Raw genomic sequence first — 6,442 nt, 5'->3', positions numbered from 1 at the left:
CCATCTTCCGACGCCAACACCAAGCCGAAGCCAAGATCAGCCACTACGCCCGACAAGCCCTCACCGAGCCCTGAAACGGATCTCCTGCTGGAGTACTAGGCACCGGGGCCGACCGCGAGGCAGTGGAGTCAATCTTCCACGACGTCGACACACGGACGATCGAACTCATCAGTGGGTGACCGGAACGAGGAGCAGAGTGCCCTTCTGCGGGCTGCGCTCCAGCACGCGCGGACCGTACCTTTTCACCGCGACCGACTTCCCCCGCCATCGCTGACGAGTGACCCCTGGGACGCCCTCGCGCAAACGCCACCGATGTCCCGTAAGGACGTGCTGGCATACCGCGACGGCTTACTGTCCCCTGCTGGTGATCGCCGCAGCTGGGTGCGTACCGCAACCACCGGCAGCACTGGTGAGCCGGTGTCCGTCGCCCACGACGCTACGTCTCGGGCACTGGAAGAGCAGGTGCTGTCGCAACTGGTAGCGCGCCATGGCGGAGGTGAAGCATGGCACAAGCGTGGCCTCATACACGTCGTACTCCATCCGGGCGGACGGTCGCGTGGTGCGCGTAGCGGATGGTCACCGGAAGCCACAGCGACCAAGTGGAATCTCATCCGCGCCTGGCAGCTGGATGACGAGGACTTTCTGTCCCGACTGGACGCGCTGGCAGGAATGATCGTCACAGGCAGCCCGTCGACCCTCGAACTCGTCGCAGACCGGATTCTCGACACCACCGTCGGCACGGTGTCGCGGCCAGCGCTCGTGGTGCTGTCGGGCGAGCCTGTGTCGACAGACGTGCGTCACAAGGTCACTGACGCGATGAACTGCCCGGTTACAAGCGTCTATGCAATGGGCGAGGTTGGGATCCTCGGCACCGAATGCCCGGACGGTGGCTACCACATCGAGCCTGACGTCGCCGTAGTGGAGGTTCTCGACGATCGCGGCGACTCAGTCCGCGACGAAGACATCGGGGAACTCACCGTAACGACGCTGAACAACCGGGCCATGCCACTCGTCCGGTACCGCACCGGAGATCGGGTGGCCCGCATGCCTCGCTGCGGCTGCCAGGAGCGCGGCGTACGGGTGCGTTTAGCCGGTGTGCGCCCGGCCCGATGGTTGGTCACCGACGGTGGGGCCGCTGTTCACACGGTTCGATTCGCGAAGCTGTGGCGGACTTTACAGGTTTCGCGGGCCCACCTCCACCAAGCGCCGGACGGTAGCGTCGAGGCGCAGTACTGGGCGCGGGGGCCGCTGACGGAAGGCCAGCAAGCCGTTGTCGTCGGGTCCTTGAAGTCTGCCCTCGGCAGGCAGAAATCGATCACTGTCACATGGAGATCTGACCCGGCACCTCGCGCTCAGCCGGACAGCCCTGGTGTCGCCAGGGTCGTTCCCGCACGCGCCGAGCCGCTGCCGGACGCGCCGGGCGACGTAGCGGTCTGGTTGCGGGAGGCGTTAGCACCTGCAGCTGACGAGATTGACGCTGCGGTGATCACGGGAAGCTTCCTCGACTCCACGCGAGGTACCCGGTTCAGCGACATCGACGTCACCATCCTCGTGTCAGCGCCCGTGCAGACTACGACCTGGGCCGAGCGGATCCGTAACCTACGCGCGCAATTGCCCCGCCTGCGTGTGAACGTCGAACACCCGGCGGGACTAGCGGCCCGCTCGCCCCTGGTCGTCGCGCGCATGCAACAGGAACGATTGCTGGTGCTGGGGGAGATGCCGCTCGCATTGACTGGGTGGCCGGACCGCGAGGCACTGCGACGGGATGCGCTCACCTGGACCTGGCAGTCACTTCCATTGATCTGGCACCAACTAACCGCGCCGCTGGCAGAGCCGGCCGATCCGGTATACGTGGCATATCTCGCCCAGAAGTTTATTGTCGACGCTTGTCGCTATCGTCATCTCTTGTCGGGCGGCAGAACAACCGGAGCGCCAAACGTCGTAGCGGCAGAAATCGCCGGACTGTCCGGTCCCGTCCTCACTGGTGACGCTTGGGAAGCCTTCGAGGTCGCGCGCGAGTTGCGGCCTCCCCCGCCAGATGAGGACGGCTCGCACGAGCGCTACCTGATCGCAGCCACCGCAGTGCTGCGCGCGCTCGCGTCAGCCCTGGTTCCAGCCACGTAAACGTTTTGGACCGTAGTGGGTGGCTGAGCTGGCCAGCTACCAAGATGGCCCGTTCGGCTGGTTGCCGGCGGACGGCCCAGCCTCTCCGCCGGCGGCAAAGCGTGTGAATGCTAGTCCAAGCTCGTCGGTCGAAATTCTGACAGATATTGAAAAGCTGTACCTCTTGCGCCGTGTAAGTGTCTGCCGTTAACGTCACACATTGCTCTGGCTTGCGCGCAAGCTGTCAGTGCTCTCAGCTTGACGACGATCGTGGATGTGAGGGCTTCGAATGGACACTCGGACTGTTACGGTAATGATCGTCGATCTCGTGGATTCGACGGCTACTATCGCGGCAGTTCCCAGCGTTCGGATGACCGAAATTATGCGCGACGCTGCTGAGCCGATCCGCTCGTTGGTCGAGAGGCTCGGCGGCACGGTCATCAAGTTCACGGGGGACGGTTACTTGACGACCTTTCGCAGCGCCACCAGCGCCTTGCATGCCGCGACGCAGGTCGTCGGGCTGTTCAGCTCGCAAGCGAAGTCTGTTGTGGGTGGGCGCATAAAGGGTTGTCGAGTCTCGCTCAACATTTGCGACGTCACCTCTTACGAGAACGACATACTGGGCGAGGGTGTCGTGGTCGCTGCCCGCATGGAGAAGTACGTGCCCCTGAATTCCGTCTACGTGACATCAGCTGTGCGGGATGTTGCCAAAATGGGAGAGTTTCAGTTCGAAAAAGTCGACGACCTCATCCTCAGTGGAATCCCCTCGCCGGTCGTTGTTTATCGACTTCTGACCGAATCGTACCGGGGTGTGGAGCGTGACGTATATCTGACGGTGACGGATCTGATCGGAATGTCGAAAGCGGCCGCCGAGCTGTCATTGACGGAACTCAACCGGACGTTGCAGGGCTGGGTCGGTTCTCATCGGGACTGCCTGCGAGAGACGTCGGGTCGACTTCGTGCGGTTGCCGGAGATAATGTGATCTCGACGCACGTCACCGCAGAGGAAGCCGTCGACTTTTTGGTGCGCTTGCAGTCGGCAGTCGACGCATATAATGCCGGGGTTGAGCCCGGGCGTGCGCTGACTTTCAGCTCCATCACCTGTCGCGGCGACTTGTTCGTGCCCGACTTCGGGGTTGCTGGGCCTCTCGTCAGTGGTGCTTTCAGCATTCTGGGAAAGCTTGCCGCGGGCACCAAAGTAATCACCAAGGGCGTATTTGACCGCCTGGCGTCAAGTGGTGACAGCTTTTCTGGGCACCTCGCTGAAGGGCTTGTAGGAAACGATGAAACCCTGCATGTTCTTCGTGGCCGGTAATGTGACGCCTGTGTCGCTGAGCACTGGAGTGCCGGACTGTCACCGTCGTTGACGTCCCTGCGTCACCATCTGCCGGTTGCGTCCGTGGACGTGGTGTGCGACTTGTCCATGTAGGCGTGTTGGGATGGATGCTCGCGGCCCCGATCCGTTACCGGCGGTTCTCGGTCACATAGTCGAGTGAGGCAGTGAACTTCTCGACCGGGTCGCCGAGCATCTGCCACGGCCACTCGGTAACCAGTCCGTCCAACAGCGCGAACGCGTGCGCTGCCGCGTCGAACTCGTCGGCCAGTTCGAAGGCCATCGCGAACGTCGCCACCCGGGGCGCCCAGCCGGGGCCGGCGGGTACGTAGTCCGGGTGGAATATCGACTGATCCGCTGCTGCGAGAAGTTCGGCACGGACCTCGTCGGAAACGATGTACTTGTTGCCCTCTTCCCGCTCACTGTCGTGCCACTTCTCGATGTGGGCGACGGCCACCAGTTCGTGCAGGAGGCTGTTCGGTCCGGCCGCCGCTGCGGCGCCCCGGGCGAAGTCGAGCATCTCCTCGTGGCTGCCGGACCATTTGGCGCACAGATACTGCAACCGCTGCTCGTGTGCGACCAGGTGTCCCGGGTGAAGCCGAGTCACCGCCTCGAAGCGCTGCCGGGCCTCCGCCGCCCCGACGCCCAGGCCCCGGGAACTGGTGACCAACCACGCCCGCGCTGTCACGTTGTCGGGTTCGCGTTCGAGCACCCTCTGCAACGTGGCCTCGGCGTAGCGCAAGCGCTCGTGGAAGCCCTTGAACTGGGCGGCAGTGGTGTACTTCGCCCGCTTGCCGCCGCGCGCCTCCCACGCCCAGTGCACGGCGTGACAGCCGGCAACCAGCACGGGCAGCGTCGATTCAGGCTCGGCGTCGATCCACTCGCCGATCCAGTCCTGGATCCCGTCGACCGTGCCGACCGCCTCCATCAGGAAGGCCATCTCGTCCGGATCGGCCGCCATGTCGAGCAGTTCCCGGGCGAACTTCCACCTGCGTTTCTCCAATGCCCGGATCAGGGCCTTCCGGTGCGGGTCGCCATAGGACGGGTCCAGGAACGGACCCTTGGATCGTTTCGTGAACGGCCACATGAAACCCAACCCCCATGTCGTACGCCGCGCGCAGTCCTGGACCGACCCGCCACCCGCAACGGCCGCGATACTAGATCATCAGGCTCGGCTGCGGCTGACCAGCGCCAACCACGTGGAAGCACGCGAGTCGCTGCGACCCGGTTGGGGCGGAATCGTGCCGGACTTCGTAGCCCGGGCGATCAGCGCGAGGAGAGTCGGCCCGACCTGCGACCAGGAGGTTCCGGAGGAGCAGGTCCGGGACGAGCAGGGCCGTCAGCACAAGCGGGGCCACCTCTGGAACGAGCAGCCCATGGTCCGCGTCCAGCGCCGCATTCGATGCCAGCGGTACTGCGGCGAAGCGCAGCGACCGCGGCAGCCGCACCAGGCCGACGGTTTTTATCCACTGTGGACATACGCTACGCTCTCCGCCGGGCCTGCCGACTCGACCAATGCGGGCGGCGGAGACAGCCACCACAACGTGGCCGACGTCGAACGCAATGCGGGTGACCTGCGGCGATCCGGAAACCTCGGGGCCGCCCTCGGGTGGGTCCTCACGCCGCCGCTGCCTGCGCCCCCGCCGCCACGACAACGAAGGACCGATACAGTTGTACGACGCGATCGTCATCGGCGCCCGCTGTTCGGGTGCGTCCACCGCCCTGTTGCTCGCCCGGCGTGGACACCGGGTGCTGTTGGTGGACCGCTCGTCGTTTCCCAGCGACGTCATCTCGACGCACTTCCTCTGGCCACACGGGATGTCCTACCTCAACCGGTGGGGCCTGCTGGACGAGGTCCTGGCGGTCACTCCGGCGCACACCACGGTCGAGGTGGTCAACGACGGCATCTCGCTGACCGGCTCGGTGCCGGCCGAGCTGCTGCGCGAGTACTTCCGGGACCTGCACGGCGATGACTCGGGCGTGGTGCAGAGCTACGCCTCCGTGCGGCGCCGGGTGCTCGACGAGATCCTGGTCGGCGCGGCCGCCAAGGCCGGTGCCGAGGTGCGTACCAACTTCACGGTTCGTGAGCTGATCGTCGAGGACGGGCAGGTCGTCGGCATCCGGGGGCGCGCGGTCGACGGAGAGCTGGTCGAGGAGCGGGCCCGGATCGTGGTCGGCGCCGACGGCCGGAACTCGTTCGTCGCCCGTACCCTCGCGCTGCCGAAGTACGACGAGCGCCCCCGCTGCACGTTCGCCTACTGGAGCTACTGGTCCGGCTTCGACCTCGGCCCGGCCCAACTGCACCGGCGCGGCCGGCTGGCCTGCGCGGTCGCGCCGACCAACTTCGACCAGAACATGGTCCTGGTCTGGGGGCCGAGTGAGTGGGCGCGGGAGTTCCGCGCCGACGTGCCGGGCAACTACCAGAAGGCGTTGGACTTCGTCAGTCCGGAGCTGGGCGACGTGGTGCGTACCAGAGGGACCAGGGAGGAGCGCATCTACGGCACCCTGGACCAGTCGGCCTTCCTCCGGCCGCTGCACGGGCCCGGCTGGGTGCTCGTCGGTGACGCCGAGTCGGCCAAGGACCAGTGCACCGCGATCGGCATCACCCACGCCTTCCGGGACGCCGAGCTGGTCAGTGCCGCACTGGACCGGTGGCTCCGCGGCGACGCGTCGATCGACGAGGCGATGACCGCCTACGGGGACCGCCGCCGGAGCCAGAACGCCGCCGCCTACCACGACTATGTCTGCACCCTTGCCGAGATGCGTCCGTATCGGCACGACGAGTTGCAACTGTTCGTCGCGCTCCGGGGCAACCAGCAGGAGACCGACCGGTTCATCGCCACCCACGCCGACGTCGCGCCGGTGTCGGAGTTCTTCCAGGCCTCCAACCTCTTCCTGCTCAACGACGCCGCGAAGGAGTCCTCCGCCGACCACGCGGTCTTCGAGGACTTCGCGGAGACCTCCCGCAGCTACCAGCAGAACCTCTTCGCCTGATGATCCACCAGG

General features: G+C 65.5%; 4 protein-coding genes. 3 read left to right on the top strand and 1 reads right to left on the bottom strand.

The features are described from left to right. Positions 1-312 precede the first annotated feature (312 nt). Together ACGFIG_RS23885 and ACGFIG_RS23880 are read left to right on the top strand one after the other, a co-directional pair. Positions 313-2,124: a hypothetical protein gene (locus ACGFIG_RS23885; RefSeq protein ID WP_393006290.1), complete on the top strand. Its 1,812-nt coding sequence runs from the start codon at positions 313-315 to the stop codon at positions 2,122-2,124. 268 nt (positions 2,125-2,392) lie between these two features. Beyond that, entirely contained in the window at positions 2,393-3,418 is a 1,026-nt protein-coding gene (locus ACGFIG_RS23880) for an adenylate/guanylate cyclase domain-containing protein (RefSeq protein WP_393006288.1), read from the top strand. Positions 3,419-3,566: 148 nt separating this feature from the next. Here the strand turns inward: ACGFIG_RS23880 and ACGFIG_RS23875 are convergent, their stop codons facing one another. Further along, positions 3,567-4,397 (bottom strand): DUF4034 domain-containing protein, encoded by an 831-nt coding sequence (locus ACGFIG_RS23875; protein WP_393006286.1) that lies wholly within the window; start codon positions 4,395-4,397, stop codon positions 3,567-3,569. A gap of 704 nt (positions 4,398-5,101) precedes the next feature. Between ACGFIG_RS23875 and ACGFIG_RS23870 the strand changes: the two genes are divergently transcribed. Further along, a complete protein-coding gene (locus tag ACGFIG_RS23870; protein ID WP_393006336.1) occupies positions 5,102-6,430 on the top strand; it encodes an NAD(P)/FAD-dependent oxidoreductase in 1,329 nt (442 codons plus the stop codon). Positions 6,431-6,442: the final 12 nt, after the last annotated feature.

It is taken from the genome of Micromonospora sp. NPDC049048 (assembly GCF_043197615.1).
Classification (GTDB): Bacteria; Actinomycetota; Actinomycetes; order Mycobacteriales; family Micromonosporaceae; genus Micromonospora.
This window is presented reverse-complemented; position numbering and strand designations above follow the sequence as displayed.